The sequence below is a fragment of the Achromobacter sp. genome, assembly GCF_050285585.1.
In the GTDB taxonomy this organism is placed as follows: Bacteria; Pseudomonadota; Gammaproteobacteria; order Burkholderiales; family Burkholderiaceae_B; genus Achromobacter.
On record NZ_JBLZXF010000003.1, the window covers coordinates 116,459 to 143,403 of the forward strand.

Here is a 26,945-nt window from a genome sequence, read left to right on the forward strand (position 1 = left end):
TTGACGGCGGCCTGGCCAGGCGCCCGGGGCTGCCGGCGGACCGCGCGCCAGGCGCTGCCGTACGCGGCTCGGGCCGCCCGCGCGAACCCGGCCGCTCAGCGCGGGGGCGCCTGCTCCGCCCCATAGGCGTCGCCCCGGGACGATCCCGGATTGCGCAGGTAATCCACCAGGGCCAGCGTTGCCCGGTCCGGCGCGGGGGTCAGCAGGGACACGACGATGATGGTCAGGAAGGCCACCGGCGCCCCGAACACGCCCGCCGCGATCGGCTGGATGCCCCACCACAGGTCCACCGGCTGGGCGCGGGACACGCCCAGCACCCATTCGCGCAGCCAGGGGTGCGTATGCGTCATATAGGCGAAAGTAACCGCCAGCCCCGCCGCCATGCCGAAGGTCGCTCCCCATTTATTGGCGCGCCGCCAGAACACGCCCATGACCAGCGCGGGGAAGAAGGACGAGGCGGCGAACGAGAATGCGGCCGACACCATGAAGAGAATGTCCGCCGGCTTGCGCGCCGCCACCCAGGCCGCGCCGAACGCCACCACCAGCAACAGGATCTTGGAGACCATCACGCGTCGCGCCGCCGACATGCGCGGCGACACCATCCGGTACCACATGTCGTGGGACAGGGAGTTGGACAGGGTCAGCAACAGGCCATCGGCCGTCGACAGCGCGGCGGCCAGCCCGCCCGCCGCCACCAGGCCCGAAATCACGTAGGGCAGCCCGCCGATCTCCGGCATCGCCAGCACCACCACGTCGGCGCCCATGCTGATCTCGCTCAGTTGCACGATGCCATCGCGGTTGAGGTCCGTGACGTCCAGCAGGTTGGTATCGACCGCGCTCCAGGCGTGCACCCAATTGGGCAGGCTGAGAAAGCTGGAACCCACCACCTGCGTATAGACCTCGTACTTCACCAGCAAGGCCAGCGCTGGCGCCATGAAATACAGCAGCAGGATGAACAGCAGCGACCAACATACCGACCGGCGCGCCTCGATGACCGAGGGCGTGGTGTATGAACGCATGAGGATGTGCGGCATGCCCGCGGTGCCCAGCATCAGGCAGAGCACCAGCGCCAGGAAGTTGACGCGCATATTGCGCTGTTCCTCGGGATCCTTCGCGGGAAATGGCTCCGCATGCGGCGTGGGCGGCGCGGCGCGCGCCTCGAAGGAAACCCTGGCCTGCGACCACACGATGCGCGCCTCTTCGACGCTGGCGGGATAGCTGGCCAGTTCGCGCTCGGCCGAACGGATCTCGACCATGGGCGCGTCGGTGGCGTTCAACTGCGCCAGCCGGCTGCGCAGCTTGTCCTTTTCCAGCGTCCAGGATTCAGGCAGCGCCTGCACCCGGCGCGCCATTTCGTCGGCGTGCTGCTGCCACAGCCGGCGCACCTCGATTTCGGATGGATCGTTCTGCAGATACACCTCTTTCTCGGTCACCTGCTGGAGCACGGCGCCGGCGGAGAGCTGCGGCACCGGCACGTGGGTATGCTTGACCGACAGCCAGATCACCGGCACCAGGTAAGCGATGACCAGGATGATGTATTGGCCCACCTGGGTCCAGGTAACGGCGCGCATGCCGCCGAGGAACGAACAGACCAGCATGCCGCCAAGCGCCACGAAGATGCCCAGCTCGAACGAAATCCCGGTCATGCGCGTGGTGATGATGCCCACGCCGTAGATCTGCGCCACCAGATAGGTGAAGGAACAGAGGATGGCGCACGCCACCCCGGCCAGGCGCGGCATGTTGCCGCCATAGCGCGCGCCCATGAAATCGGGGATGGTGTACTGGCCGAAGCGGCGCAGATAGGGCGCCAGCAACATCGCCACCAGCACGTAGCCGCCCGTCCAGCCCATGATGTAGGCAAGGCCGCCATAGCCTGTCAGGTACAGCGTGCCGGCAACGCCGATGAAGGAGGCCACCGACATCCAGTCGGCGGCCGTGGCCATGCCGTTGTAGATGGCGGGCACGCGCCGGCCCGCCACGTAGTATTCCACCTGGTCCGAAGTGCGGCAGACGATGCCGATGCCGGCATACAGGCTGACCGTGACCAGCAGGAACACATAGCCGATCCAGTTGCGCGGCATGCCCAGGATCTCCGCCAGCGCCATCAGCAGGATCATCAGGGCGAATCCCGCCGTGTACAGCACGTAGATCCGCCGCAATCGGACTCGGAACTGATGGGGCGTGTCTCCGCTGAAAAACGGCATCAGCGGTGTTCTCCGGTCGTTTCCGCGCGCTCATCGGCGCGATTCATGACACGGGCGTAGACAGCGATGATGATGAGGTAGGCCAGCGGCGCGCCATAAGCGGCCATCCAGAACGCGAACGGCCAGCCGATGAAGTCGAAGCTCAGGCCGCGGGCAAAATAGGAAGGGACGAAGGTCAGCGCCACCCAGACGGCGAGCAATAGCGCGATCAGCCACAGGTTGCGGCGCCAATAAGGGGACGGTACGGATTTGGGATGTGAAAAACGCGATTCCGGCATAGCTAGGATGAGCGTGGCCCTACCTAAATATCGCGAAACGCGGCGCTTGAAAAGCCCCCTGCGGAAGCAATGCCGGCTTTTTATGCGACAACGGCTGGCACTACCAGGTGCCAGCCGTTGTGCGTTTTGCTTTTTTTCTGGGTACTGCTTTACTTTTTTTATGTACCGGTGCCGCCGGTATTTGCCCATGCAGGGCTTTGTCTCCTCACCTGCATGGGATGAGATTCTGCACCAGATGCGGGCTTGTCACACTAGGGGAATGCCCTAAGACAGCGCATTCATTTACATATTCACCGCACCATATAAGTGCATTTTCGACCGAAATTTCCAAATATTGGGATTTTCCCGGATTTTCTCCCTGATCCGCGCCTGGATTCCTCATCTCCCCGCCCTGGCTTCACGGCTTATCCATAGCCGTGCACGGCCCGGCCTAGCGATGCCCGGAACCGTGCACGCGCCACGGCGGCCGGTTTTTACGTTTTCTTTATCCCCCTCTTCCAAACCTATACCCCGTTTTTACCCCCCGCTCCGTAACCTGCCGGTGTCCTGATTGGTCGCTACACCTGCCGGCGCGCATCCGCCTTTGCCGCACAGGCCCGACGTTCGAGGGGAGCCCCGCTCCCGGGAGGAAAAAACGTGGACGCCATTTACATCGCCATTTTCGCCGCCATGGCCGGGCTGGCTTTCGCCCTGCTCCGGTTCTGCGAAGCCTTGTCTTCGGAAGAACAGCCATGAGCTCGCTCTACTGGTTGAGCGGCCTGACGGCCGCCCTGCTGTTCGTGTACCTGCTGGTCGCGCTGTTCAAACCGGAGAAATTCTGATGACCGCCGAATTCATCGGGCTGCTGGCCGTGTACCTGGCGGTCCTGCTCGCCATCGCGCCCCTGCTGGGGCGCTACATCCGCATCGCCATGGAGAACGGGCAGTCCCGGCTGACCGCCTGGGGCCGTCCGCTGGAGCGCGGCATCTACCGGCTGGCGGGAATCGACCCGCGGGCCGAGATGGGCTGGAAGCGGTACGCCCTGGCCGTGCTGGCCTTCAACATCGTGGGGATCGCGGCGGTCTACGCCTTGCAGCGCCTCCAGGGCGTGCTGCCCCTGAACCCGGCGGCGCTGGGCGCGGTATCGCCGGACTCGGCCCTGAACACCGCCATCAGCTTCGTCACCAACACCAACTGGCAAGGCTACGCCGGCGAATCGACGATGAGCTACCTGACCCAGATGCTGGCGCTGACGGTGCAGAACTTCGTCTCCGCCGCGACGGGCATCGCCGTGCTGTTCGCGCTGATCCGCGGCCTGTCGCGCCATTGCTCGGCCACTGTCGGCAACTTCTGGGCCGACATGGTCCGCTGCACGCTCTACGTGCTGCTGCCGCTATGCCTCGCGCTGGCGCTCGCCCTGGTCAGCCAGGGCGTGATCCAGAACGTCAGCCCCTACCTCGAAGCGCAGACGGTCGAGCCCGTGCACTACAGCCAGCCGCGCCTGGGCGCCCAGGGCCAGCCCGTGCTGGACGCACAGGGCCAGGCCGTCTCGGACCCCGCCGTGGCGCGCACGCAGGTGCTTGCCATGGGTCCGGTCGCTTCGCAGGAGGCGATCAAGCTGCTGGGCACCAACGGCGGCGGCTTTTTCAACGCCAATTCTGCGCACCCCTACGAAAACCCGACGCCGCTGGCCAACTTCCTGGAAATGCTGGCGATCCTGGCGATCCCGGCCGCCCTGTGCTTCACCTTTGGTGAAATGGTGGGCAGCCGGCGCCAGGGCGTCGCGATCCTGGCGGCGATGACCTTGCTGTTCGCCGGTTTCGCGCTGTCGACCGCCTACTTCGAGCAGCAGGCCAATCCGATGGCCGTCGCGGCGGGCGCCGACAGCGCCGCCGGCGCATTCTCGCCGGGCGGCAATATGGAGGGCAAGGAAACCCGCTTCGGCATCGCCGCCACCTCGCTGTTCGCGACGGTCACCACGGCGGCTTCCTGCGGCGCGGTCAACGGCATGCACGACTCCCTGAATCCGATGGGCGGCCTGTCGCCGATGCTGTTGATGCAGCTGGGCGAGGTGGTCTTCGGCGGCGTGGGCTCCGGCCTGTACGGCATGCTGGCGTTCGCCATCCTGGGCGTCTTCATCGCCGGCCTGATGATAGGCCGCACGCCCGAGTACCTGGGCAAGAAGATCGAAGCCTATGACATGAAGATGGTGTCGATCGTCATCCTGGCGACGCCCTTGCTGGTGCTGGGCGGCACCGCGCTGGCCGTGTCGGTGACGGCTGGCCAGGCGGGCGTGCTGAACCCGGGCATTCATGGCTTTTCGGAAATCCTGTATGCGCTGACCTCCGCCGCCAACAACAACGGCAGCGCCTTTGCCGGGCTGTCGGCCAACACGCCCTTCTACAACGTGCTGCTGGGCATCGCCATGTGGTTCGGCCGCTTCGCGATCATCGTCGCCGTCCTGGCGATGGCCGGTTCGCTGGCCGCCAAGCGCCGCCTGCCTGCCGGTCCGGGCAGCATGCCCACGACCGGCCCGCTCTTCGTGGTGCTGCTGATCGGCGCCGTGCTGCTGGTGGGAGCCCTCACCTACGTGCCCGCGCTGGCGCTGGGCCCCGTCGCGGAACACCTGGGATGAGGCCCGCCCCATACGCGCTGCGCGCACTGATGCATAGGCATTGCGAGCCGTGTGATTACGCCGCAAACAACTGGAATCGAAAGGCTGGGAAAGAAAATGGCCAAGATTGAAACCCCTATTTCCGGCGCCGGAGGCGGCAACGCCGTCGCCGCATCGAGCGGCGCCTCCGAGCGCGCATTCGGCATGTGGTCGCGCGCCCTGTTGGGCCCCGCGATGCTGGAGAGCCTGCGCAAGCTCTCCCCCTCCGCCCAATTGAAGAACCCCGTGATGTTCGTGGTCTACGTGGGCAGCATCCTGACGACCGTGCTGTGGGTCATGGCCCTGCGCGGCGCGGCGGAGGCCCCCGCCGGCTTCATCCTGGCGATCAGCATCTGGTTGTGGTTCACGGTGCTGTTCGCCAACTTCGCCGAAGCCCTGGCCGAAGGCCGGGGCAAGCAGCAGGCCGCCACCCTGCGCGGGCTGCGCACGACCGTGGAGGCCCGCCTGCTCAAGGGCTTTCGCGACGCGGACGCCAGCCGGGCCCAGCCGGCCGACTGGCGCGGCCGGGCCGTCAGTCAGCCCTCGGGCCTGCTGCGCCGGGACGACGTCGTGCTGGTTGAAGCGGGCGAAACCATCCCCGGCGACGGCCAGGTCGTGGCCGGCGTGGCCTCGGTGGACGAAAGCGCCATCACCGGCGAATCCGCGCCCGTGATCCGCGAATCGGGCGGCGACTTCTCCTCCGTCACCGGCGGCACGCGGGTGCTGTCGGACTGGATCTTCGTGCGAATCGCGGCCGATCCCGGCGAGAGCTTCCTGGATCGCATGATCGCCATGGTGGAAGGCGCCAAGCGCCAGAAGACGCCGAACGAGCTGGCGCTCACCATCCTGCTGGTGGGGCTGACGGTCGTGTTCCTGCTGGTCGTCGTCACCCTGATGCCGTTCTCGCTATACGCCGTGGCCGCCGCCGGCGGCGGCGCCGCCGTCACCGTGACGGTGCTGGTCGCCCTGCTCGTCTGCCTGATCCCCACCACCATCGGCGGCCTGCTGTCCGCCATCGGCGTGGCGGGCATGAGCCGGATGATGGGCGCCAACGTCATCGCCACCTCGGGCCGCGCCGTCGAAGCCGCGGGCGACGTGGACGTGCTGCTGCTGGACAAGACCGGCACCATCACGTTCGGCAATCGCCAGGCGTCGGCCTTCCTGCCCGCGCCGGGCGTGTCCCCGCGCGAACTGGCCGATGCCGCGCGCCTTGCCTCGCTGGCCGATGAAACGCCCGAAGGCCGCAGCATCGTCGCGCTGGCCGACAAGGCCCTGCACGCGCCGGCCGCCTCCATGCCAGGCGCGGAGTTCGTGCCCTTCACCGCGCAGTCGCGCATGAGCGGCGTGAACGTGGACGGCCGCATGATCCGCAAGGGCGCGGTCGATGCCGTGCAGTCGTGGCTGGAAGCGCAGGATGCGGCGGTGCCGCCGCAGGCGCTGCAGCTGGCCGAGGACGTGGCGCGGCGCGGCAGCACGCCGCTGATGGTGAGCGACGGCAGCCGCGCGCTGGGCGTCGTAGAACTGAAGGACATCGTCAAGCCCGGCATCCAGTCGCGCTTCGCCGAACTGCGCCGCATGGGCATCAAGACCGTGATGATCACGGGCGACAACAAGCTCACGGCCGCGTCCATCGCCGCCGAGGCCGGCGTCGACGATTTCCTGGCGCAGGCCACCCCGGAGGCCAAGCTCAAGCTCATCCGCGCCTATCAGGCGGAGGGCCGGCTGGTCGCGATGACCGGCGATGGCACCAACGACGCGCCCGCGCTGGCGCAGGCCGACGTGGCGGTCGCGATGAACTCGGGCACCCAGGCCGCCAAGGAAGCCGGCAACATGGTGGACCTGGACTCCAACCCCACCAAGCTCATCGAGATCGTCGAGATCGGCAAGCAGATGCTGATGACCCGCGGCGCGCTCACGACCTTCAGCGTCGCCAACGACGTGGCGAAGTACTTCGCGATCATTCCCGCCGCCTTCGCCACGGTCTACCCCCAGCTCAACGTGCTGAACGTAATGGGGCTGGCCACGCCCGCCTCGGCAATCCTGTCGGCCGTGATCTTCAACGCGCTGATCATCGTGGTGCTGATACCGCTTGCGCTCAAGGGCGTGCGCTACCGGCCGCTGGGCGCCTCCGTGCTCCTGCGCCGCAACCTGCTCATCTACGGCCTGGGCGGCCTGCTGGTGCCCTTCGCCGGCATCAAGCTGGTCGACATGGTGCTGGCCGCGCTGGGCTGGGTCTAGGCCGCTGACAACAAAGGAATCCTCATGAACCCGTCCATCCCTACGCCGCGCCGCGGCGGTATCCTGCGCCCCGCGATCACCGTCTTCGCGGCCCTGTCCCTGGTAACCGGCCTCGCCTACCCCTTCCTGACGTCGGGCATCGCCGCCGCCGTCTTCCCCCACGAGGCGGCCGGCTCGCTCATCGAACAGGACGGCCGCCTCGTCGGCTCGGAACGCATCGGCCAGTCGTTCAGCTCCCCGGGGTACTTCTGGGGCCGTCCATCGGCCACCGCGCCGATGCCGTACAACGCGGCCGGATCCGGCGGCTCGAACCTGGGGCCGCGCAATCCGGCGCTGGCCGAGGCCATCCAGGCCCGCATCGCGGCCCTGAAGGCGGCCGATCCCGACAACCCCGTGCCCGTGCCGGTGGAACTGGTCACCGCGTCCGGCAGCGGGCTCGACCCGCACATCAGCCCGGCCGCGGCGGCCTACCAGGCGGCGCGCGTGGCGCGCGCGCGCCACCTGCCCCGCGACCAGGTCGACGCGCTGATCAAGGCCCACACCGACACCCCCTTGCTCGGCGTGCTGGGCGAGCCCGCGGTCAACGTCCTGACGCTGAACCTGGCGCTGGACCGCTTGAGCGCTGGACGCTGAAGCCGCGGCGTATAGTTGCGGTCATGGCAGACACTGCGGGCGAGCGTCCCGATCCCGACGCCCTCTTGAAAACCCTGGACGACGCCGCGCGGCAGGCGGTGCGCGGCAAGCTTCGCGTCTATTTCGGATCTTCCGCCGGCGTGGGCAAGACCTACGCCATGCTGGTGGCGGCGCGCGCCCAGGCCGCCCAGGGCGCGGACGTGCTGGCGGGCATCGTCGAAACCCACGGCCGGCGCGAAACCGCCGGCCTGCTCGAGGGCCTGCCCGTGCTGCCGCTGAAGGAGGTCGCCTACCGCGGCCATCTCCTGAAGGAATTCGACCTGGACGGCGCGCTGTCGCGGCGTCCGGGCCTCGTGCTGGTCGATGAGCTCGCGCATTCGAACGCGCCCGGCTCCCGCCACGCCAAGCGCTGGCAGGACATCCAGGAACTGCTCGCGGCCGGCATCGACGTCTGGACCACGCTCAACGTGCAGCACCTGGACAGCCTGAACGAGGCGGTGGGCAGCATCACCGGCGTGCGCGTCTGGGAAACCGTGCCGGACGAGGTCTTCGACGCGGCCGACGAGGTCATCCTCGTCGACCTGTCCGCCGACGAACTGTTGCGCCGCCTGAAGGAAGGAAAGGTCTACCTGCCCGAACAGGCGCGCCACGCCACCCGCAATTTCTTCCGCAAGGGCAATCTGATCGCCCTGCGCGAACTGGCGCTGCGCCGCACCGCCGACCACGTTGACGACGATGTGCAGGCCTACCGCCGCGACCGCGCCATCGAACCCGTGTGGCGCACGCGCGAAGCGGTGGTCGCCTGCATCGGCCCGGACGTCGACGCCGAGTACGTCATCCGCAGCGCCCACCGGCTCAGCCAGCAGCTGGAATGCGACCTGCACGTCGTCACCATCGACACTCCGCGCGCGGCCCCGCCGCCCCAGGCGGAGCAGGAACGCATGCAGCGCAGCCTGGCCCTGGCGGACTCGCTGGGCGCCCGCAGCGAGACGCTGGCGGGCGGCGACATGGTCGACGCGGTCGTGCGCTACGTGCGCCGCCACAACATCACCAAGGCCATTCTCGGCCGCACCCGCGCCAGCGGCCTGGAGCGCCTGCGGCTGTCGCTGTCCGCCATACTGACGGCGGCCATCGCGCCGGGCTGGCTGTGGCGCCGCCACAGCTTCGCGGACATGCTGGCCGCGGGCTGCCCCGAGATCGACGTCATCCGCCTTGGCGCGCCGCCGCTCCCCGAAGGCCCCGCGCCCGGGCGCGACCCGCTCACGCTGGGTCGCCGCCCGCGCCCGGTCGGCGACGAGCGCGGCGCGCGGCCGCTGGCGGGCTACGCCTGGGCCCTGTGCTACTGCGCGGCGGCGACCGCGCTGTCGGCGCTGGCCTTCCCCGCCCTGCACCAGACCAACATCGTCATGCTGTTCCTGCTGGCGGTGGTGGCGGTCGCGCTGCGCCATGGCCGGGGCCCCGCCGCGCTGGCGTCGGTCGTCAGCGTCGGGCTCTTCGACTTCTTCTTCGTGCAGCCGCTCGCTTCGTTCGCCGTGTCGGACGTGCAGTACCTGCTGACCTTCGGCGTGCTGCTCGGCGTGGGGCTGCTGATCGGGCAACTGACCGCGGGCCTGCGCCTGCAGGCACAGGCCTCCGTCAAGCGGGAAGCCGACGCGCGCAACCTCTATGAGTTCGCGCGCGAACTGTCGTCCGCGCTGCTGCCTGAGCAAATCGTCGCGCTGGCGGGGGCCTTCGTGCACGCCACCTTCGGCTCGCGCTGCGCGCTGTACCTCCTGGGCATGGACGACCGCCTGAAGCTGGCGTCGCCTCCCGCCCCCGACATGCCGCCCCTGGAATCCGCCCTGGCGCAATGGGTCTACGACCACGGCAGGCCGGCGGGCGCGGGCACCGCCACGCTTTCCAACAGCGACCTGCTCTACCTGCCGCTCAAGGCGCCCATGCGCACCCGCGGGGTGCTGGCGCTGGCCGCTCCCCGCCGCAGCCTGTTCTCGAACCCCGATTCTCGCCGCCAGATCGAGGCCTACGCCACCCTGATCGCCATCGCGCTGGAGCGCCTGCACTACGTGGAAGTGGCGCAACAGGCCCTGGTGAGCATGGAGTCGGAGAAGCTGCGCAACTCGCTGCTCGCGGCCGTGTCGCACGACCTGCGCACCCCATTGACGAGCCTGGTCGGCATGACGGACACGCTGATGCGCCAGCAGGCGGCATTGCCGCCGGATTTCCACGACACCTTGCGCGCCATGCGCGATCAGGCGCAGCGCATGCATGCGCTCGTCGTCAACCTGCTCGACATGGCGCGGCTGCAGAACCGCGATACGCCGCTGCGCCTGGAATGGCAGTCCATCGAGGAGCTGGTGGGCGCCGCCCTTGGCGACCTGCGGGAACCCCTGGCCGCGCACCGCGTCGCGGTGGACAGCCTGTCGGATCTGCCACTGGTGGAGTGCGACGGCGTGCTGATCGAGCGCGTGCTGTGCAATCTGCTGGAGAACGCGGTCAAGTACACGCCGGCCGGCAGCGCCCTGCGCGTGCACGCCGCTGTCCAGGACGGCGAGCTGCGCGTGGCCGTCGCCGACAACGGCCCGGGCGTGGCGCCTGGCGCGGAACGGCGTATCTTCGAGAAATTCACGCGCGGCGACCGCGAATCCGCCACGCCCGGCGTCGGCCTGGGCCTGGCGGTCTGCGAGGCGATCATCGCCGCCCACCGCGGGCGGATCTGGGTCGAACAGGCGCCGGGCCAGGAGTCCGGCGCGCAGTTCGTCTTCACGCTTCCGCTGGGGTCCCCTCCTTCCCTCCAATCCGATCTCCCTTGAACGGCGCACCGCATGTTCGATTACCAGCCCACCGTCCTGATCATCGAAGACGACGCCAATATCCGGCGCTTCGTGCGCCACGCCCTGGAAAGCGAAGGCTGCGTGATCCATGAGGCCGACACGGTCAGGCGCGGGCTGATCGAGACCGGCACCCGGCAGCCGGATGCGGTGGTGCTGGACCTGGGCTTGCCCGACGAAGACGGAATGACCTTGATCCGCGAATTGCGCGGCTGGACCGAAGTGCCCGTGTTGGTCCTGTCGGCGCGCAGCGCGGAGGCCGACAAGGTCGCCGCGCTGGATGCCGGGGCGGACGACTACCTGACCAAACCCTTCGGGGTCAGCGAGTTGCTGGCCCGGTTGCGCGTCCTGCTGCGGCGGCATGCCCGCGGCGGTGCCGGCAATGCGTCGGAGATCGTCTTCGGCGACGTGCGCGTCGACTTCGCGCGCCGCGTCGTCGAGCGCGGCGGCGAGCACGTGCACCTGACCTCCATGGAGTACCGGCTGCTGGCCGCCCTGCTGGCGCACCGCGGCAAGGTCATGACGCATCGCGAGCTGCTGCGGGCGGTATGGGGGCCCGCGCACGTGGAAAGCGTGCACTACCTGCGCATCTACATGGGCCACCTGCGTCAGAAGCTGGAAGCTGATCCCGCGCAGCCGCTCTATCTGCTGACCGAGATCGGCGTGGGCTATCGCTTCGCGGGCTGAAGCTGCGCGCATTGACGCCGCGTTTACGCCCCGCCCGCAAGTCTTGTCTCGGCCTTTATGCCGTTCCTCCTATTGTTGCGATCCGATCCAACAACAGGAGATTCCCATGCCCCGCCACTCACGGGCCGCGGCCGCGCTGCTGGCCCTTGCCGCCGCGCACGCCGGCAAGGTCTGCGCCGCCGAAACGCCAAGCGTTGAAACGCCGGCCTCCGCTTCCCGCTATACGCTGACGGCCAACCTCACGCTGGCCAGCCAGTACCGCTATCGCGGCCTCATGCAAAGCAACAACAAGCCCGCCATTCAGGGCGGGTTCGACCTCGCCCACGCCAGCGGCTTCTACCTCGGCAACTGGAATTCCAGCATCAGCTGGCTCGACGACGCCGACAGCCGCGTCTCCGCCCCCGTGGAAATGGATGTCTATGGCGGCTACAAGGGCAATCTGGCCCGGGACGTTCCCGTCGACCTCGGCGTCCTGCAGTACTACTACCCCGGCGATTACCCGTCCCACTTCACCAGCCCCGATACCACCGAGCTGTACGCCGGCATCGGCTACGGCCCATTCATGTTCAAGTATTCCATCGCCCTGACCAATCTGTTCGGGTTTGCAGACAGCAAATACAGCCAGTACTTCGATCTGTCCGGCAATCTCGATACGGGCGTCTGGGGCCTGACGCTCAATGCCCACATCGGCCGCCAGGCGGTGCGCAATGTGGACAATGGCTCGTACGTGGACTGGAAACTGGGATTGACGAAGGACGTCGGCCAGAACCTGTCGGTATCGCTGGCCTATCTGGACACCAATGCCGACCGCGCCGTCTACACCAACAGCCGCGGCCGCGACATGGGCCGCGCCACCGGCCTGCTGTCGCTGACCAAGACGTTCTGATTCCGCCCGGGCGTTGACGCGCTTTTTACGCATCGCGCCCGCATTTATCGGCAGGATTTATGGCGCGGTTCCTATAGTGAAACCGTTATCAACCAACCGGATCCCCGGACCGCGGCAAGCCGCGTCCGTCCCGCCTCGAGCCATGATCCCCCGACTGGAAGTCCATCATTTCCCATCGCCGGCCAACCTGCCCGCGCGCGACGCGCAAGCGCAGCCCGACCGGGTTCTGCTCACCATCAGGATCGACACGCTGGACGCCCTGAACCTGCGGATAACGCTGCATCGCACTCTGGGCAGGCGCATCGGGGTCTACGTGATTTCCGTGGACCGCGCCCACGCGCAGAGCATTCTCCAGCTGCAGTGCGACCGCAGCCAGCTGGACACGCTGATGCACGCGGTGATGTCCGGCCTGCCGCGCGCGGAGTTCGGCGCGGTGCGTCCCTTGCCGGCGATGGCGGCGCGATAACCATGGACGCGCAGAAGACGACTCCGTTCGAAGGCATCTGGCTGCCCATGATCACGCCGATGCGCGCCGGCCACGTGGATCTCGACGCCGCCCAGGCGTTGGCGCGCTACTACCGCAACGCCGGTATCGCGGGCCTGGTATTGTTCGGCTCGACGGGCGAAGGCAACCTTTTGAGCATGCCGGAGAAGATCGGCATGATCGAAGCGATCTCCAGCGATCCCGATGCGCTGCCGCTGGTGTTCGGCGCGGGCGGCGTCGACACGCGCGGCGTGGCGGCCGCGATCCGGCGCCTGGACCGCTACCGCCCCGCCGGCTATCTGGTGCCGCCGCCCTACTACCTGGGGCCGTCCCAGGCCGGCATCCTGTGGCACTACCGGCAGATCGCCTGGGCCACGGAGCGCCCTATCATTCTGTACAACATACCCAAGCGCACCGGCGCCACGATGACGGTGCAGACCATGGAGACCCTGGCCGCGCTGCCCAATTTCAATGCCGTGAAGGAATGCAACCCTTCTGTGCTCGCCACGCTGAATTCGCGCGGCCCGCTGGCCCCGCTGTGCGGCGAGGACCTTGCGCTGCTCGATCATTTCCTGGCCGGCGGGCGCGGCGCCATTGCGGCCGCCGCGCACCTCTACCCCGACCGCTACGTCGAAATCATGCTGCTGGCCCGGGACGGGCACGCCGAGGCCGCGCGCGAACTGTTCGAGCCCTTGCGGGGCCTGATCCGCCTGCTGTTTGCCGAGCCCAATCCCGCGCCGATAAAGCGCGCGCTCGCCATGCAGGGCCTCGTCGCCGATGAACTGCGCATGCCCATGACGAACGCCTCCCGCGAACTGGGCGCGCGCCTGCAACGGGCGATGAGCATGGTGCAAGGCTCGCCCAGCCGGCTGCAGACCGCTTGAGCGCCGCGGCCGCGGCGCATCCTATGCCTTGCGCGGCGCCGCCTCTGCGGAGCGCGGCGTCGTCAGCGCGATCAGCGCCACGACGATCAGCGAGTACGTGGGTACGCTGCGCATATTGCGGAACATCATTTCCGTCAGGCTGTAGGCGCAATAGCCGAGACAGAACAGCAGGCCCATCTGCGCGCCCACGCGTATGACGCGATCATCGCTGGCCAGCCTGCGCAGGAAGACCCCTGCCGGCACCAGATACAGCGCCAGGATGCCCGCCAGGCCCAGCAGCCCGTATCCCGAGAGGGCCGCGAGCAGGTCGTTGTGCGGTTCGCCATAGCCTTCGACGACCTCGTGCGACACGATCCCTTGCTTCTCCAGCTGCAGGAGCTCGCCGCGGAAGTTGCTTGGCCCCACCCCGACGATGGGGCTTTTTTCGAACATCAGCAAGGAGGCGTGCCACAGCTGCAGGCGGATGCCGAACGAGGTGTCGCGGTCGGTCGAGGTCGCAAAGCCCTGCAAGTCGGTCCGGATCATGTGCATGCGGCTGCTGAAATTCCAGATGCCGACCGCGGTGACGGCCAGCACCACGGCCAGCGCCAGCGCGCAGTACAGCTTGTGGCGCCGGTTCCATCCATGCAGCCCGAGCAGGAAGACCACCGCCAGGATGGGAAGCAGCATCCAGCTGCTTCGCGTCTCGGACAACCAGGTGGCCCAGATGCTGAGCCCGGCGGCCAGCAGCTTGAGGGCATTCTCGGCGCGCGGCCAGCGCGTGCTGGCGCCCCAGCCCATGCTCAGCAGGGACATCATGCCGAACAGCAGCGTCAGGTTCGCGAAGGCAACGGCGTTATAGCGCCCGCCCACCTCGACCACGGCATTGCGGTCCGCTGTCATCATGATGGCGATCAACATCGCCGAGCCGGCGAGCGCGCCGGCCACGATGCTCCATTGGATCTGCCTGAGCCACTGCCGCGGCGCCCTCAGCAATAGCCATAGCACCGGCAGCGCCAATGCGAACCGCAGCAGTTTCTCAAGCTCCGAATCGCTCCAAACGCCGCGCGCCGCCGACGTGACGAACAAGCAAACCAGCGGCAGCAGCAAGGCCACGGCCATGGGCCACAGTGCCCGGAAATCCGCCGGCTCGTAGCGCCGGACCGCATTGGCGGCAAGCGCGGCCAGCGCAATCAGGCCAGCGAGATACACAATGGCCGGCCCGCCCACCGGGCTGGTCAACGCCAGCGCCGGCACCAGCAGCACCAGCCAGGTGGCCAGGGAAACGTACAGTCGGGGCACAACAATCAACCTGGAAAAAAGGCGGCATGCATATGCCGAACCGCTAGACAAAACCCGCCCGCCATGACGGCGGGCGGGTTTATGGGACGTGCAGGCGGGAAGCCGCCGATTACATGTTTTCGATCATGACCTGGCCGAAACCCGAGCAGGATACCTGGGTCGCGCCTTCGAGCAGGCGGGCGAAGTCGTACGTGACCTTCTTGGACAGGATGGATTTCTCCATGCTGGAGATGATCAGGTCGGCGGCCTCGGTCCAGCCCATGTGGCGCAACATCATTTCGGCCGACAGGATTTCGGAGCCCGGGTTCACGTAGTCCTTGCCGGCGTACTTCGGCGCGGTGCCGTGCGTGGCTTCGAACATGGCGACCGAATCGGACAGGTTGGCGCCCGGGGCGATGCCGATGCCGCCCACTTGCGCGGCCAGCGCGTCAGAGATGTAGTCGCCGTTCAGGTTGAGGGTGGCGATCACGTCGTATTCGGCGGGGCGCAGCAGGATCTGCTGCAGGAAGGCGTCGGCGATCACGTCCTTGACGATGATCTCGCGGCCCGTCTTCGGGTTCTTGAACTTGCACCACGGGCCGCCGTCGATCAGCTGGGCGCCGAACTCCTTCTGCAGCAGGGCATAACCCCAGTCGCGGAAGCCGCCTTCCGTGAACTTCATGATATTGCCCTTGTGCACCAGGGTCAGCGACGTGCGGTCGTTGTCGATGACGTACTGCGCGGCCTTGCGCACCAGGCGCTCGGTGCCTTCGCGCGACACGGGCTTGATGCCGATCGACGACGTGTTCGGGAAACGGATCTTCTTCACGCCGAGCTTCGTCTGCAGGAACTGGATCAGCTCCTTGGCCTGCTCGCTTTCGGCCATGTATTCGATACCGGCATAGATGTCTTCCGAGTTTTCGCGGAAGATCACCATGTTCGTCTTCTCGGGTTCGCGGACCGGCGAAGGCACGCCCTTGAAGTACGCCACCGGACGCAGGCAGACGTACAGGTCCAATTGTTGGCGCAGCGCCACGTTCAGCGAACGGATGCCGCCGCCGACCGGGGTGGTCAGGGGGCCTTTGATGGAAACCACGTAGTCTTTGACGACTTCCAGGGTTTCGTCGGGCAGCCACACGTCCGGGCCGTAGACCTTGGTGGCCTTCTCGCCGGCATAGACTTCCATCCAGTGGATCTTGCGCTTGCCGCCGTAGGCCTTCTGCACCGCCGCGTCAACGACCTTGATCATCACCGGAGTGATGTCGGCGCCCGTGCCATCGCCCTCGATGAAGGGAACGATGGGCTGCTCGGGCACATTCAGCGAGAAATCGGCGTTGACCGTGATCTTCTGGCCGCCGGCGGGAACCTTGATATGTTGATAGGACATGAATGCTCCATTTGCTCCGGGTGATTTTTCTGCACGCGCCGGCATCGGGAAGCGTCCGATTCCGCGGGGAATACCGTCCTCGAGAACCGCACACCGGATGGCGGATAGCAACCCATTCTATATCGCAAAGGGGCCGGCCGGCCCGGCGGCCCGCGCCGGGCGGTAAAATAATGCATCGACAGCCCGCCTTCCGTCCTCCGCAGATGTTCAATCCCTCCCGCGACCAAGTCCGCGAATTCTTTATCGAAACCTGGCGCAAGCACCGTGCCGCCGAGGTGCTGACCCCTCTCGAGGCCATCGCCCTGGACTGGATCATCGAGCACCCGGAATATCACGGCGACTTGGAAAACCCCGAAGCCATGACGGCGGAGTACGCGGTGGAAAAGGGGCGCACCAACCCTTTCCTGCACCTGTCCATGCACCTGGCCATCGCCGAGCAGCTGTCCATTGACCATCCGCCCGGCATCCGCAGCGCCTACCAGCAGCTGGTGGCCCGCAGCGACGCGCACCAGGCCGCGCATGAAATCATGGAATGCCTGGGCCAGGTCGTCTGGGAGGCGCAGCGGCTGGGCACTCCGCTGGACAGCGACACTTATATCGACCTGATCCGCCAACGCGTCGGACGCTGAACGCCGCGACCTCTCAGGGAAAACCATAAAAAAACCCTCGGCATGCCGAGGGTTTTTTTGTCGCCTGGCCGCCCCAGGACCAGCCCGCCCGGGTGGCGGCAAGCCCGCAAGGCAGCGGGCGGGCAAGGCCTATTTGCGCACGCCCAGGTCGCTCGGCTGCGCCGAAAGCCATGCCGCCACGTTGGAGATGTCCTGGTCCGACAGCTGCGTGGCGAAGGCGCCCATGATGGGGTTCTTGCGCACATTGGCCGTGGCCGCGCTGCCGGAGGCGCCGCGCTTGTAGGCCTTCAGGGCATGGACCAGATAGTCCGCGTGCTGCCCCGCCAGGACCGGGTAGGCCGGATCCACCGCCGTCTTGGCGTCGGCGCCGTGGCAGGATGCGCAATTGAATTTGTCGAATACGGCCTTGCCGGCCGCCAGTTCCTGGGCCTGCGCGGCAGTGCCTGCCATGGCCAGGGTCGCGCCCGCGAGGGCAAGCATGATGCGATTCATCTGTTTGCCCCTTATTTGAGATTCGAGTAGTACGCGGCAAGGTCGGCGATGTCCTGGTCGGACAGGCTGCCGGCGATGGCATCCATGGTGGGATGGCTGCGCGCGCCTTTCTTGTACTCGTTGAGGGCGGTTTCGATGTACTTGGCGTTCTGGCCAGCGATCATCGGAACGTGGTAAAGCTCGGGAAACGTCGCCTTGTAGCCTTCGATGCCGTGGCAACCGATGCACATGGAAACCTTGTCGCGGGCGTTCTGGACATTACCGACCGGTGCTGCGTCCGCAGCAACAGCCTGGCCGGCGATCGCACAGGATGCCATAGCGGCCAACACGGATAGCGTGTACTTCAGAGAGGTTCGCAACTTCATTGGAGTGGCTCTTCTTCGTATGGCTAAGGACTAGGGCCTGCTCTCAAGAAAAGGCCCTCGGCAAACACGTTGCGGGTCGAACCCAAAGCAAAACCGCCTGATTGTACGATAATTGCTCAGGATTAATACCTTACGATGGTATTGATCCCCATCAAACCACATATACCATCCGACCATGTCCGCAGCCCAGTCCGCCACTTCCGCCTCGCCTGACCGCTTCGACGGGACCGACAGCTATGTCGCCACCGACGATCTGAAACTTGCCGTGAACGCCGCGCTCGTCCTGCAGCGCCCGCTCCTGATCAAGGGAGAACCCGGCACCGGGAAAACCATGCTGGCGGAAGAGGTGGCGCGCGCGCTGGGCCGTCCGCTGCTGCAATGGCACATCAAGTCCACCACCAAGGCGCACCAGGGCCTGTACGAGTACGACGCCGTGTCGCGCCTGCGCGATTCGCAGCTGGGCGACGAGAAAGTCCGCGACATCCGCAACTACATCGTGCAGGGCACCTTGTGGCAGGCCTTCCAGTCGCCGGAGCCTGCCGTGCTGCTGATCGACGAGATCGACAAGGCCGACATCGAATTCCCCAACGACCTGCTGCGCGAGCTGGATCGCATGGAGTTCCACGTATACGAAACGCGCGAGACCATCTCGGCGCGGCACCGCCCGCTGGTCATCATCACGTCCAACAACGAAAAAGACCTGCCCGACGCCTTCTTGCGGCGCTGCTTCTTCCACTACATCCGCTTCCCCGACCGCGAAACGATGCGCGATATCGTGGCCGTGCACTATCCCGACCTGAAGCAGGACGTGCTGCGCGCGGCGCTGGACACCTTCTTTTCGCTGCGCGACGCGCCGGGCCTGAAAAAGAAGCCCTCCACGTCCGAACTGCTGGATTGGCTGCGCCTGCTGCTGGCCGAGGGCGCCACCGCCGCCGAGATCGACGCGCACACCGCCACGGCCGTGCCGCTGATGGCCGGCGCGCTGCTCAAGAACGAGCAGGACGTGCACCTGCTGGAACGCCTGGCGGCCATGACGCGCGGCGGCCAGCGCCGCTGATCCGCCATCCATGGGCGCCCGCAGATGCTGATCGACTTCTTCTACCACCTCAGGGCGCACAAGCTCCCCGTCTCGGTCAAGGAATACCTGACCCTGGTGGACGCCCTGCGCCAGGGCCTCATGGCGCCCACGCTGGATGATTTCTACTTCCTCGCGCGCGCCGCCCTCGTCAAGGACGAGGCGCTCTACGATCGCTACGACAAGGCATTCGGCGCGTACTACCGCGGCATTGCCGCCGCCCTGCCCCCGGGCAAGGAAATCCCGCTCGACTGGCTGATCAAGCAGTTCGAGAAGAGCCTTACGCCCGAGGAGAAGGCCGCGATCGAAAAGCACGGCTGGGACAAGCTGATGGAGCTCTTCAAAGCGCGCATGGAAGAACAGAAGGAACGCCATGCCGGGGGCAGCAAGTGGATCGGCACCGGCGGCACCTCGCCCTTCGGCAACGGCGGCTACCACCCCGAAGGCATCCGCGTGGGCGGCGAATCAGCCGGCAACCGCAGCGCGGTCAAGGTGTGGGACATGCGCCAATTCAAAGACTACGACGACCAGGTCGAACTGGGCACGCGCAATTTCAAGGTTGCGCTGCGCCGCCTGCGCCGCTTCGCCCGGCAAGGCGCCGACATGGAACTGGACCTGGACGACACCATCGCCAGCACCGCCCGCAACGCGGGCCACCTGGACCTGCGCATGGTTCCGGAGCGCCACAACACGGTCAAGGTGCTGATGCTGCTGGATGTGGGCGGCAGCATGGACGATCACATCGGACGCGTCGAGGAGCTGTTCTCCGCGGCCCGCAGCGAATTCCGCAACCTGGAAGTCTATTACTTCCACAACTGCCCATACGAAAGCCTGTGGCAGAGCAACCGCCGCCGCCAGAGCGAGCGCTTCGACACCTGGGACGTGCTGCGCAAGTACAACCCCGACTGGCGCCTGATCATCGTCGGCGACGCGACCATGAGCCCCTACGAAATCCTGCAGGCGGGCGGCTCGGTCGAGCACTACAACAAGGAGCCCGGCGCGGAATGGGTGCGGCGCCTGCTGGAAGCCTGGCCCAAGTCCGTCTGGCTCAACCCGGAGCCCACCGCATCCTGGCAGTACCGCCAGTCCATCGCGCTGCTGCGCGACATCATGCAGGGCCGCATGTATCCGGTCACGGTCGCCGGCCTGGAACAGGCCATGCGCACGCTATCGAAATAAGCCGCCGGCTCAGCCATCCACAGGCGTATCGGGCGTATCCAGCGTCAACTGGTAGAACGCCAGGTCCAACCAGCGCCCGAATTTGAAGCCGGCCTCGCGGATCGTGCCCGCATGCGTGAAACCGAGCCTCTCATGCAGGCGTATGCTGCCCTGGTTGGCCGCGTCGATGCCGCCGATCAGCACGTGGACCTGTCCGGCCCGCGCCCGCGCGATCAGCTCGCGCATCAGCGCTTCTCCCAGCCCGCGCCCGCGGAAGCGCCCGTCCACGTACACGGAATGTTCGACCGAATATTTGTAGGCCGGCCACGCGCGGAACGTGCCGTAGCTGGCGAACGCCATCAGTTCGCCGGCTTCGTTTTCGTATCCCACGACCGGGAAGCCTCCCTGCCGCTTCGCCTGGAACCAGGCCGCCATCGCTTCGCGCGGACGCGGTTTGTAGTCGTAGAGCGCGGTCGAGGTGGCGATCGCGTCATTGAAAATGGCGAGGATCTGGTCCGCGTGACGCTCATGCGTGCAGTCGACCAGGATGGCGCCTTCCGGCGCGCGCGTTTTGGCGTGCGTAGTCATGGCGAAAATTGTAGTGCGATGCCCGGGAACAAAAAAACCGGCGATACCCGCCGGTTCAGTGAAACATTGCCGCTTCTGGCCACTCTCAGGCGGCGCGGCTCTCCACAGATCGGTCGGCCGGAGGAGGCTGGCGCAGGCCCGGGCATTGGCGCCACGACAGTTCGTCGGCATCCATGTCCAGGTCGAACAGGTCGTTCGCGGCGGGCCAGGGATGGCTGCGCGCCGCGACGCCCTCCATCTCCAGCACGTGCCCGGCGAATCCCCTGGGAGATCCTCCGCACTCCGCAAAATATCGTTGTGTGCTCAGGTCCACCACATAGGTGGTCATGTCGTGGGTCAGTATGGCCACGAATTGGCCGTCATCACTGGCATAAGCGTACTGGAACTGCCCCTTGATCCCGTCTCCGCTCAGGCGGGTTCCGGTCAATTGGGACAGCGCACGCGTGACGATCTCGGTCAGCATGGGTCGTTCCTCCGAAAGATGCGCCGGCAGGATACCGGCAGCGAAGGCGCGAACGACAAGCGCCCGCGCCGCGCGCATCGGGCGGCGCCAGGCGTTGGACGGGAAGCCTGTAGGGGGCTATCGCGCATCCCGTCGGCGGACTGCTACTACGTCCTGGACAGCTTACACCCGCAGGCCGGGACACCTCAAATCGGCCCTTGCGGCCGCAGGGTCGCGGCCTCCGGGGCCTTCCGTCACCCCAAGGCGACCGGCGCCTCGCCCGAGTCTGCGTCACCGTTTTTCTGCGCGCGCCAGTCCTCTCGGCCGATCCGATAGAGCACGTGCTGGCGCAGCGGGCTTCCCTCCGGCACGGCGGGATGGTCGAAAAAGGCCTGGTCCGCCTTCATGCCCAGGCGCTCCATCACCGCCCGCGAGCGCTGGTTTCCCGTCACGGTAAAGGCCACGATTTCAGCCAGCCCCACCTGTTCGAACCCCACTTTCAGCGCGGCCGCGGCCGCCTCGCTGGCATAGCCCTTGCCCCAGTGCTGCCGCGCCAGGCGCCAGCCGATCTCCACGCCGGGGGCGAATGGCAGCGTGGGCGGCAAAGGCTTGATGCCCACGAAACCGATGAATGGCGCGAGGCCCGGCGCCTCCACCGCCCAGAATCCCCAGCCGTGCTCGTCGATGCCGGCGGCCAGCCGGTCCGCCAGCGCGTCGCTCTCGGCCGCGGTCAGGGGCAGCAGGTACTCGGTGACCCGGGAATCGCCATTCAGCTCCGCGAACGGCGCGCGGTCGTCCGCCCGCCATTGCCGCAGCACCAGGCGCGGCGTTTCGACTGCGATGGATATGGACATTCCGGATTTCCTTGCCTTGGGGCCTGGGGACACGCTTCGCGGCCCCTGAACCATTGCCAACGTATACACTCCAACGGATTCTGCCATGCCAAAGGAATTGTCCGCCATGCGCCTGTCCCTATCGAAGCTGCCGCGCCCGCTGGGCGCGCTGCTGTTTACCTCCTTCCTGGCCTTCCAGGCCGGGGCCGCCAGCCTGCCGGCCGGCGTCTCGGAGGCCGCCTCGATCGAAGGCATCACCGAATACCGCCTGGCCAACGGCCTGCGGGTGCTGCTGGCCCCCGACGAATCCAAGCCTTCCACGACCGTCAACATGACCTACCTCGTGGGCTCGCGCAACGAGAACTACGGCCAGACGGGCATGGCCCACCTGCTCGAACACATGCTGTTCAAAGGCACCTCGACGACGCGCAACGCCATGGGCGAATTCTCGCGCCGCGGCCTGCAGGCCAATGGCTCGACTTCCAGCGACCGCACCAATTACTTCGCCAGCTTCGCGGCCAATCCCGACACCCTCAAGTGGTACCTGGGCTGGCAGGCCGACGCCATGGTCAATTCCCTGATCGCCAAGGAAGACCTGGACTCGGAAATGACCGTGGTCCGCAATGAAATGGAAAGCGGCGAAAACAGCCCCTTCCGCATCCTGATGCAGAAGATGCAGTCCGTGGCGTTCCAATGGCACAGCTACGGCAAGAACACCATCGGCGCCCGTTCCGATGTCGAAAACGTCGACATCGCCCAACTGCGGGCCTTCTACCATGAGTACTACCAGCCCGACAACGCGGTGCTGATCGTTGCGGGCAAATTCGATCCTCAGTCGACGCTGGCCGACATCGAGGAAACGCTGGGCAAGCTGCCCAAGCCCGATCGCAAGCTGCCGCCCGAATACACAGTCGAGCCCGCCCAGGACGGCGAACGTTCCGTAACGCTGCGCCGCGCGGGCGGCACGCCGCTGGTGGCCGCCATGTACCACATCCCCGCCGCGGGCAGCCCCGATTTCGTGCCGCTGGACCTGGCCGCCACCATCCTGGCGGACACGCCTTCCGGCCGCCTCTACCATGCCCTGGTCCCCACCAAGCTGGCCTCGGGCGTGTTCGGTTTCACCATGGAGAACCTGGACCCCGGCCTGGCGATGTTCGCCGCCCAGCTGACGCCGGGCAAGAGCCTGGATGCCGCGATGACAGCGCTGACCGGCGCGCTGGAGTCCCTGGGCAAGAAGCCGTTCACGCAGCAGGAGCTCGACCGCGCCCGCAGCAAGTGGCTGACCGCCTGGGAGCAGACCTACAGCGATCCGGAGCAGGTCGGTATCGCGCTCTCCGAAGCCATCGCCGCCGGCGACTGGCGCCTGTTCTTCCTGCAACGCGACCGCGCGCGCAAGGCCACGCTGGCCGAGGTTCAGCACGCCGCGACCTCCTACCTGGTGCAGAGCAACCGCATCGAAGGCCGCTACATTCCCACGGACAAGCCCGTGCGGGCCCCGCAGGCGCAGCGCGTGGACCTGACGGCCGTTTTCAAGGACTACAAGGGCGATCCGGATTTCAAGGCTGCATCCGCCTTCGACCCCTCGCCCGAGAACATCGACAAGCTGACCCAGCGCAAGAAGCTGGACCTGCCCAATGGCCCCGTGCAGCTGGCGCTGCTGCCCAAGGCGACGCGCGGCAACCGCGTGCAGGCGCAGATGCTGATCCAATTCGGCAACGAGAAAGACCTGCGCGGACAGCGCGTGAATGCCAGCGCGGCGGCCGACCTGCTCTCGCGCGGCACGGCCAAGCTGTCGCGCCAGGACATCCAGGACCGCCTGGACGCGCTGCAGGCGGAGCTGGGCTTCAACGGCAGCGGCACCACGCTGAAGATCGCCATGTCCACCAAGGGCGAGAACCTGCCCGCCCTCACCGCGCTGGCGCTGGACATCGTCCGCAACGCCAACTTCCCTCAGGAACAGCTGGAGGAATACCAGCGCCAGATGGAAACCTCGATCCGCAACGCCATGACCGAGCCCTCGGCCCTGGCCGGCCGGGCCATCGCCCGCCAGGACAATCCCTGGCCCGCCGATGACCTGCGCTATGTTCCCACCTTCGAGGAGGCGCTCGCCAGCGCGCAGGGGCTCACGCGCGACGCTCTCGTCAAGTTCCACGCCAAGTTCTATGGCGCGGGCAATATCGAGTACTCGGCCGTCGGCGACTTCGAGCCCGAGGCCGTGGAAAAGGCGCTGAAGACCGGGTTGGCCGGCTGGAAGAAGGCGCCCGCCTACACCCGCGTTCCCAACCCGTACCGCGACGTCCCCGCCAGGCAGTTCGACATCGACACGCCCGACAAGGCCAATGCCTTCTACATATCGCGCATGCCGCTGAAGCTGCAGGACACGGATCCTGACTATGCCGCGCTGTACCTGGGCAACTACCTGTTCGGCGCATCGGAAACCTCGCGCCTGTGGAACCGCGTGCGCGAAACCGAGGGGCTGTCCTACAACGTGCGCAGCTCGCTGTCCGTTTCGTCGTTCGAGCCCGCCGCAAACTGGACCATGTATGCGATCTACGCGCCGCAGAATCGCGAACGCCTCGAAAAGGCGATCGGCGAGGAACTGGCCCGCGTGCTGAAGGAGGGCTACACGGACAAGGAAATCTCGGACGGCATCAACGCGCTGCTGAACTACCGCAACCTGGCGCGCGCCCAGGACGACGTGCTGGCCAGCACCTGGCTGGACTACCTCCAGCGGGGCCGCACCTTCGCCTGGTCCGCCGAAATGGACAAGAAGATCTCGGCGCTGACGGCCGACGAAGTCAACGCCGCCCTGCGCAAGTACCTGCGCCCGGACGGCTTCAGCACGGCGGTGGCCGGGGACTTCAAAAAGAAGACTGCCCCCTGACGGCCCGCCCCGCCCTACGAAAGCCCCGCTCCGGCGGGGCTTTTTTTGGCATGTACGCCCTGCCCTGCTAGCAACTCGGCCTGAGTGGCCCCCGAGACAATGCCACTCATGGCAATAATATTTGGAAAAAAGCTAATTACTCGAATATTTGGAAAGATGTTTTCAAGAAATACGGGTTTATCCCAGGTGGGATAGCGATCACAATTCAGTCATCGGGAACAAACAACGAACCACGACGGAGGGCCGCCGGATTCGGTCCCCACACAAAGACGAATTGGAGGTCTACCATGAAAAGCCTAACCACCACCCTTCTTCTGTCCCTGGCCCTGGCGGGCGTCGGCGCGCAAGCGGCCGGCCTGGAACAAGCCAAGAGCAGCGCCCAGGTGGCGACCGAATTGCAGGAAGCCAAGGCCAGCGGCCAATACACCTTCGGCGAGCTGGATTATCCGCCCGCCCGGCCGCAAACGACGGGCCTGAGCTCGCAGGAAGTGCAATCGCAACTGCAGCAGGCCAAGTTCAACGGCCAATACACGTTTGGCGAACTCGAATACCCGCCCGTCGCGACGGCGTCGGCCAGCGCCAAGTCGCGCGCCGACGTCCAGGCTGAACTGGCGCAAGCCAAGGCCAGCGGCCAATACACGTTCGGCGAGCTGGAATACCCGCCGATCTCCCGGTGAGCTGCTTGCTGTGGCCCGGCCGGCCTCGGGCGGCATCATGGCTTGAGGCCGGTTTTTTCCGGCGACGGCAGCGGTCGATGTAGCAGCAGAAGTAGCAGTAGTAGCAGTTGAAGTTGCTGTAGCAGTAGCAGTAGCAGTTGAAGTAGAAGTGGCAGTACGACCGCGGCGCAAGCCGCGGTTTTCTTTTGCGCCCCCCTTGGGCGATGACGGACGAAAAAAAGCCGCGACGGTTGTCGCGGCTTTTTGCCTGGTCAGGCGGTTCAGCTGAAGAACTCCTTCACCCGGTCCGTCCACGATTTGCTCTGCGGCGAGTGGCGGTCGCCGCCATCGTTCAGCGAAGCCTCGAACTGGCGCAGGATGTTCTTCTGGTCGTCGCTCAGCCGCACCGGCGTTTCGACCACGACGTGGCAGTACAGATCTCCCGGATAGCTGCCCCGCACTCCCCGGATGCCCTTGCCGCGCAGGCGGAATGTCTTGCCGGACTGCGTGCCCTCGGGAATCGAGATCTCGGCCTTGCCGCCCAGCGTCGGCACCTGGAGCTCGCCGCCCAGGGCGGCCGTGGTGAACGGGATGGTCAACTCGCAGTGCAGGTCATCGCCATCGCGCTGGAAGATCTTGTGCTGCTTGATGTGGATTTCCACATACAGGTCGCCCGGAGGCCCGCCATTGATGCCGGGCTCGCCGTTGCCGCTGGAGCGGATGCGCATGCCGTCGTCGATGCCGGCCGGAATCTTGACCTGGAGGGTCTTGTTGCGGCGGATGCGGCCCACGCCGTCGCAAGCCTGGCAGGGATCCGTGATCTCCTTGCCGTTGCCATGGCAGGTCGGGCAGGTTTGCTGCACGCTGAAGAAACCCTGCTGCATGCGCACGGCGCCGGAACCGCCGCAAGTGCGGCAGGTCTTGGGCGAGGTGCCGGGCTTGGCGCCCGAACCGTGGCAGGTATCGCAGTTTTCCCAGCTGGGCACGCGGATCTCGGTATCGAAGCCCGCCGCGGCCTGCTCCAGCGTGATCTCCAGCGCGTATTTCAGGTCGGCGCCGCGGTAGACCTGCGGGCCGCCGCCACGACGGCCTCCGCCGCCCCCGAAGATTTCGCCGAAAATATCGCCGAACGCGTCGGCGAACCCGCCGCCCATGCCGCCGCCCATGCCGGCGGCGTTGGGATCCACGCCCGCATGGCCGTACCGGTCATACGCGGCGCGCTTTTGCTCATCGCCCAGGACCTCGTAGGCTTCCTTGGCTTCCTTGAACTTCTCTTCGGCTTCTTTGCTGTCCGGATTGCGGTCCGGATGGTATTTCATGGCCAGCTTTCGATAGGCCTTCTTGAGTTCGTCGTCCGAGGCGTTCTTGGCCACACCCAGGACGTCGTAATAGTCGCGTTTTGCCATGATCCGTGGGCTCGAA

Annotated in this window: 24 protein-coding genes; 14 read left to right on the forward strand and 10 right to left on the reverse strand. The window is 66.5% G+C overall.

All coding sequences use genetic code 11. The features are described 5' to 3' along the window. Positions 1-95 precede the first annotated feature (95 nt). Positions 96-2,204, reverse strand: coding sequence for a sodium:solute symporter family protein (locus tag ACN6PJ_RS06095; RefSeq protein WP_427994996.1), 2,109 nt, complete (start codon positions 2,202-2,204; stop codon positions 96-98). Continuing rightward, positions 2,204-2,482: a DUF4212 domain-containing protein gene (locus tag ACN6PJ_RS06100; RefSeq protein ID WP_427995249.1), complete on the reverse strand. Its 279-nt coding sequence runs from the start codon at positions 2,480-2,482 to the stop codon at positions 2,204-2,206. Before ACN6PJ_RS06100 ends, ACN6PJ_RS06095 begins: the two co-directional genes overlap by 1 nt. A gap of 731 nt (positions 2,483-3,213) precedes the next feature. Between ACN6PJ_RS06100 and kdpF the strand changes: the two genes are divergently transcribed. From kdpF to ACN6PJ_RS06145, 9 genes are all read left to right on the forward strand, one after another. Next, positions 3,214-3,303 (forward strand): K(+)-transporting ATPase subunit F, encoded by a 90-nt coding sequence (kdpF, locus tag ACN6PJ_RS06105; RefSeq protein WP_427994997.1) that lies wholly within the window; start codon positions 3,214-3,216, stop codon positions 3,301-3,303. Further along, positions 3,303-5,096 carry a potassium-transporting ATPase subunit KdpA gene (gene kdpA, locus ACN6PJ_RS06110; protein ID WP_427994998.1) on the forward strand — a complete coding sequence of 598 codons (1,794 nt, stop codon included), beginning with the start codon at positions 3,303-3,305 and terminating at the stop codon, positions 5,094-5,096. The genes kdpF and kdpA overlap by 1 nt, the downstream gene beginning before the upstream one ends. Positions 5,097-5,192: 96 nt before the next feature. Then, a complete protein-coding gene (gene kdpB / locus ACN6PJ_RS06115) occupies positions 5,193-7,352 on the forward strand; it encodes a potassium-transporting ATPase subunit KdpB (RefSeq protein ID WP_427994999.1) in 2,160 nt (719 codons plus the stop codon). 24 nt (positions 7,353-7,376) lie between these two features. Next, positions 7,377-7,985, forward strand: coding sequence for a potassium-transporting ATPase subunit KdpC (kdpC, locus tag ACN6PJ_RS06120; RefSeq protein WP_427995000.1), 609 nt, complete (start codon positions 7,377-7,379; stop codon positions 7,983-7,985). Positions 7,986-8,008: 23 nt separating this feature from the next. After that, positions 8,009-10,795: a DUF4118 domain-containing protein gene (locus ACN6PJ_RS06125; protein ID WP_427995001.1), complete on the forward strand. Its 2,787-nt coding sequence runs from the start codon at positions 8,009-8,011 to the stop codon at positions 10,793-10,795. A 12-nt stretch (positions 10,796-10,807) separates the two neighbouring features. After that, positions 10,808-11,500, forward strand: a complete 693-nt coding sequence (kdpE, locus tag ACN6PJ_RS06130; protein WP_427995002.1) for a two-component system response regulator KdpE — start codon at positions 10,808-10,810, stop codon at positions 11,498-11,500. A gap of 106 nt (positions 11,501-11,606) precedes the next feature. After that, entirely contained in the window at positions 11,607-12,386 is a 780-nt protein-coding gene (locus ACN6PJ_RS06135; protein WP_427995003.1) for a TorF family putative porin, read from the forward strand. Between the two features lie 142 nt (positions 12,387-12,528). Beyond that, a complete protein-coding gene (locus ACN6PJ_RS06140) occupies positions 12,529-12,852 on the forward strand; it encodes a hypothetical protein (protein WP_427995004.1) in 324 nt (107 codons plus the stop codon). Positions 12,853-12,854: 2 nt separating this feature from the next. Then, the gene (locus ACN6PJ_RS06145) at positions 12,855-13,754 is read left to right on the forward strand and encodes a dihydrodipicolinate synthase family protein (RefSeq protein ID WP_427995005.1); all 900 of its coding nucleotides are present in this window, start codon (positions 12,855-12,857) and stop codon (positions 13,752-13,754) included. 21 nt (positions 13,755-13,775) lie between these two features. Here ACN6PJ_RS06145 and ACN6PJ_RS06150 read toward each other — a convergent pair whose 3' ends face one another. Continuing rightward, a complete protein-coding gene (locus ACN6PJ_RS06150) occupies positions 13,776-15,035 on the reverse strand; it encodes an O-antigen ligase family protein (protein ID WP_427995006.1) in 1,260 nt (419 codons plus the stop codon). Positions 15,036-15,144: 109 nt separating this feature from the next. Continuing rightward, positions 15,145-16,401: an NADP-dependent isocitrate dehydrogenase gene (gene icd, locus ACN6PJ_RS06155; protein ID WP_427995007.1), complete on the reverse strand. Its 1,257-nt coding sequence runs from the start codon at positions 16,399-16,401 to the stop codon at positions 15,145-15,147. Between the two features lie 203 nt (positions 16,402-16,604). Between icd and ACN6PJ_RS06160 the strand changes: the two genes are divergently transcribed. Beyond that, the gene (locus ACN6PJ_RS06160) at positions 16,605-17,030 is read left to right on the forward strand and encodes a DUF1841 family protein (protein ID WP_427995250.1); all 426 of its coding nucleotides are present in this window, start codon (positions 16,605-16,607) and stop codon (positions 17,028-17,030) included. Positions 17,031-17,159: 129 nt separating this feature from the next. On the opposite strand, the gene ACN6PJ_RS06165 is transcribed toward ACN6PJ_RS06160, so the two are convergent. Continuing rightward, entirely contained in the window at positions 17,160-17,522 is a 363-nt protein-coding gene (locus ACN6PJ_RS06165) for a c-type cytochrome (RefSeq protein ID WP_427995008.1), read from the reverse strand. Positions 17,523-17,533: 11 nt separating this feature from the next. Further along, positions 17,534-17,887 carry a c-type cytochrome gene (locus tag ACN6PJ_RS06170; RefSeq protein ID WP_043543710.1) on the reverse strand — a complete coding sequence of 118 codons (354 nt, stop codon included), beginning with the start codon at positions 17,885-17,887 and terminating at the stop codon, positions 17,534-17,536. A gap of 175 nt (positions 17,888-18,062) precedes the next feature. Between ACN6PJ_RS06170 and ACN6PJ_RS06175 the strand changes: the two genes are divergently transcribed. Together ACN6PJ_RS06175 and ACN6PJ_RS06180 are read left to right on the forward strand one after the other, a co-directional pair. Continuing rightward, positions 18,063-18,944 (forward strand): AAA family ATPase, encoded by an 882-nt coding sequence (locus ACN6PJ_RS06175; protein WP_427995009.1) that lies wholly within the window; start codon positions 18,063-18,065, stop codon positions 18,942-18,944. Between the two features lie 24 nt (positions 18,945-18,968). Then, positions 18,969-20,141, forward strand: coding sequence for a vWA domain-containing protein (locus ACN6PJ_RS06180; RefSeq protein WP_427995010.1), 1,173 nt, complete (start codon positions 18,969-18,971; stop codon positions 20,139-20,141). Between the two features lie 9 nt (positions 20,142-20,150). On the opposite strand, the gene ACN6PJ_RS06185 is transcribed toward ACN6PJ_RS06180, so the two are convergent. The 3 genes from ACN6PJ_RS06185 to ACN6PJ_RS06195 all read right to left on the reverse strand — a co-directional run bounded on the left by ACN6PJ_RS06185 (position 20,151) and on the right by ACN6PJ_RS06195 (position 22,004). Continuing rightward, positions 20,151-20,708 carry an N-acetyltransferase family protein gene (locus ACN6PJ_RS06185; protein WP_427995011.1) on the reverse strand — a complete coding sequence of 186 codons (558 nt, stop codon included), beginning with the start codon at positions 20,706-20,708 and terminating at the stop codon, positions 20,151-20,153. Between the two features lie 85 nt (positions 20,709-20,793). Further along, positions 20,794-21,171 (reverse strand): hypothetical protein, encoded by a 378-nt coding sequence (locus ACN6PJ_RS06190; RefSeq protein ID WP_427995012.1) that lies wholly within the window; start codon positions 21,169-21,171, stop codon positions 20,794-20,796. 233 nt (positions 21,172-21,404) lie between these two features. After that, the gene (locus ACN6PJ_RS06195) at positions 21,405-22,004 is read right to left on the reverse strand and encodes a GNAT family N-acetyltransferase (RefSeq protein WP_427995013.1); all 600 of its coding nucleotides are present in this window, start codon (positions 22,002-22,004) and stop codon (positions 21,405-21,407) included. Positions 22,005-22,110: 106 nt separating this feature from the next. Here ACN6PJ_RS06195 and ACN6PJ_RS06200 point away from each other — a divergent pair, with 106 nt between their 5' ends. Together ACN6PJ_RS06200 and ACN6PJ_RS06205 are read left to right on the forward strand one after the other, a co-directional pair. Continuing rightward, a complete protein-coding gene (locus ACN6PJ_RS06200; protein ID WP_427995251.1) occupies positions 22,111-24,867 on the forward strand; it encodes a M16 family metallopeptidase in 2,757 nt (918 codons plus the stop codon). Positions 24,868-25,154: 287 nt separating this feature from the next. Next, complete coding sequence (locus ACN6PJ_RS06205) at positions 25,155-25,544, forward strand: DUF4148 domain-containing protein (RefSeq protein WP_427995014.1); 390 nt, start codon at positions 25,155-25,157, stop codon at positions 25,542-25,544. Positions 25,545-25,804: 260 nt separating this feature from the next. On the opposite strand, the gene dnaJ is transcribed toward ACN6PJ_RS06205, so the two are convergent. Next, on the reverse strand, positions 25,805-26,929 hold the full coding sequence (dnaJ, locus tag ACN6PJ_RS06210) for a molecular chaperone DnaJ (RefSeq protein ID WP_043543720.1): 1,125 nt from the start codon (positions 26,927-26,929) through the stop codon (positions 25,805-25,807). Between the last annotated feature and the right edge of the window lie 16 nt (positions 26,930-26,945).

Bases quoted from the DNA above. Each gene is read 5' to 3' on its own strand.
- ACN6PJ_RS06125 (WP_427995001.1), top strand. From the start codon at position 8,009: ATGGCAGACACTGCGGGCGAGCGTCCCGATCCCGACGCCCTCTTGAAA.
- ACN6PJ_RS06180 (WP_427995010.1), top strand. From the start codon at position 18,969: ATGCTGATCGACTTCTTCTACCACCTCAGGGCGCACAAGCTCCCCGTC.
- ACN6PJ_RS06095 (WP_427994996.1), bottom strand. From the start codon at position 2,204: ATGCCGTTTTTCAGCGGAGACACGCCCCATCAGTTCCGAGTCCGATTG.
- ACN6PJ_RS06160 (WP_427995250.1), top strand. From the start codon at position 16,605: ATGTTCAATCCCTCCCGCGACCAAGTCCGCGAATTCTTTATCGAAACC.
- kdpE (WP_427995002.1), top strand. From the start codon at position 10,808: ATGTTCGATTACCAGCCCACCGTCCTGATCATCGAAGACGACGCCAAT.
- kdpA (WP_427994998.1), top strand. From the start codon at position 3,303: ATGACCGCCGAATTCATCGGGCTGCTGGCCGTGTACCTGGCGGTCCTG.
- ACN6PJ_RS06140 (WP_427995004.1), top strand. From the start codon at position 12,529: ATGATCCCCCGACTGGAAGTCCATCATTTCCCATCGCCGGCCAACCTG.
- kdpF (WP_427994997.1), top strand. From the start codon at position 3,214: ATGAGCTCGCTCTACTGGTTGAGCGGCCTGACGGCCGCCCTGCTGTTC.
- ACN6PJ_RS06205 (WP_427995014.1), top strand. From the start codon at position 25,155: ATGAAAAGCCTAACCACCACCCTTCTTCTGTCCCTGGCCCTGGCGGGC.
- ACN6PJ_RS06195 (WP_427995013.1), bottom strand. From the start codon at position 22,004: ATGTCCATATCCATCGCAGTCGAAACGCCGCGCCTGGTGCTGCGGCAA.
- ACN6PJ_RS06200 (WP_427995251.1), top strand. From the start codon at position 22,111: ATGCGCCTGTCCCTATCGAAGCTGCCGCGCCCGCTGGGCGCGCTGCTG.
- ACN6PJ_RS06190 (WP_427995012.1), bottom strand. From the start codon at position 21,171: ATGCTGACCGAGATCGTCACGCGTGCGCTGTCCCAATTGACCGGAACC.
- kdpB (WP_427994999.1), top strand. From the start codon at position 5,193: ATGGCCAAGATTGAAACCCCTATTTCCGGCGCCGGAGGCGGCAACGCC.
- ACN6PJ_RS06185 (WP_427995011.1), bottom strand. From the start codon at position 20,708: ATGACTACGCACGCCAAAACGCGCGCGCCGGAAGGCGCCATCCTGGTC.
- kdpC (WP_427995000.1), top strand. From the start codon at position 7,377: ATGAACCCGTCCATCCCTACGCCGCGCCGCGGCGGTATCCTGCGCCCC.
- ACN6PJ_RS06170 (WP_043543710.1), bottom strand. From the start codon at position 17,887: ATGAAGTTGCGAACCTCTCTGAAGTACACGCTATCCGTGTTGGCCGCT.
- ACN6PJ_RS06175 (WP_427995009.1), top strand. From the start codon at position 18,063: ATGTCCGCAGCCCAGTCCGCCACTTCCGCCTCGCCTGACCGCTTCGAC.
- icd (WP_427995007.1), bottom strand. From the start codon at position 16,401: ATGTCCTATCAACATATCAAGGTTCCCGCCGGCGGCCAGAAGATCACG.
- ACN6PJ_RS06145 (WP_427995005.1), top strand. From the start codon at position 12,855: ATGGACGCGCAGAAGACGACTCCGTTCGAAGGCATCTGGCTGCCCATG.
- ACN6PJ_RS06165 (WP_427995008.1), bottom strand. From the start codon at position 17,522: ATGAATCGCATCATGCTTGCCCTCGCGGGCGCGACCCTGGCCATGGCA.
- ACN6PJ_RS06100 (WP_427995249.1), bottom strand. From the start codon at position 2,482: ATGCCGGAATCGCGTTTTTCACATCCCAAATCCGTACCGTCCCCTTAT.
- ACN6PJ_RS06135 (WP_427995003.1), top strand. From the start codon at position 11,607: ATGCCCCGCCACTCACGGGCCGCGGCCGCGCTGCTGGCCCTTGCCGCC.
- dnaJ (WP_043543720.1), bottom strand. From the start codon at position 26,929: ATGGCAAAACGCGACTATTACGACGTCCTGGGTGTGGCCAAGAACGCC.